The sequence below is a fragment of the Neisseria sp. P0009.S007 genome, assembly GCF_051962515.1.
In genome coordinates, this window is record NZ_JBQCVF010000742.1 from 1 (window position 1) to 838 (window position 838).

An 838-nucleotide genomic window follows, 5' to 3' on the forward strand; every position below is an offset into this window, starting at 1 on the left:
CCGACGAAATCAACAAAGCACTGATTACTGAAAATACACAAAACACCGTTATCCTGTAAAACTCAATGGCCGTCTGAAACCTTAATTCAGACGGCCTTAATCCTTTGCTGATTTATTTATCTTTCCGCTATATAATTATTCTCATTCTAGTTCACAAGAAAGACTAAAAATGGATGCCTTAAATCTCCTCACCACGCGTCGCTCTTCCAAAAAACTGACTGCTCCGGCACCCAATGCCGAGCAACTGGAACAAATGCTGCAAGCGGCAACGCAAGTTCCTGATCACGGCAATATGCGCCCTTTCCGCCTTACCGTTATTCAAAGCGAAGCCGGCTTGCAACGTTTCCGCGAGCTTTTGAGCAAGACCGTTACCGAACTCAACTTCGGCGATGATGCCATGAAAAAGGCCGAACGTGTCGGCAACATGGCGCCTATGATTATCGGCGTTACATTCGCGCCGAACCGTGAAGTGGCAAAACCCAAACCTGAATGGGAACAAATGCTGACTGCCGGCTGCGCCGCCTATGCTTTACAACTGGCTGCTTCTGCTCAAGGCTTCGACAACGTTTGGATTACGGGCATGTGGGTCAACAGCCCATTGTTGCGCGAAGCATTTGAGTGTGCCGACAAAGATAAAATCATCGGCCTGATGATGATTGGTTCGCCGACTGAAGAAGGCAGCGGCCCGAAAAATACCAACTTGGAATGTTTTACAACTTATTGGTAAAGCCTGAAAACACTAAGGCCGTCTGAAAAACCTAATTTAATGGTTTTCAGACGGCCTTTTTATGTCTCTTGTCAAAATATCAAGCAGGATTCATAAACGCTTCAACTTCTT

At 46.2% G+C, this 838-nt stretch carries 1 protein-coding gene; it reads left to right on the forward strand.

What is annotated here, in order from left to right; genetic code table 11:
- Positions 1–169 precede the first annotated feature (169 nt).
- Positions 170–727: a nitroreductase family protein gene (locus ACTHS3_RS16070; RefSeq protein WP_440368516.1), complete on the forward strand. Its 558-nt coding sequence runs from the start codon at positions 170–172 to the stop codon at positions 725–727.
- Positions 728–838 lie beyond the last annotated feature (111 nt).

Bases quoted from the DNA above. Each gene is read 5' to 3' on its own strand.
- ACTHS3_RS16070 (WP_440368516.1), top strand. From the start codon at position 170: ATGGATGCCTTAAATCTCCTCACCACGCGTCGCTCTTCCAAAAAACTG.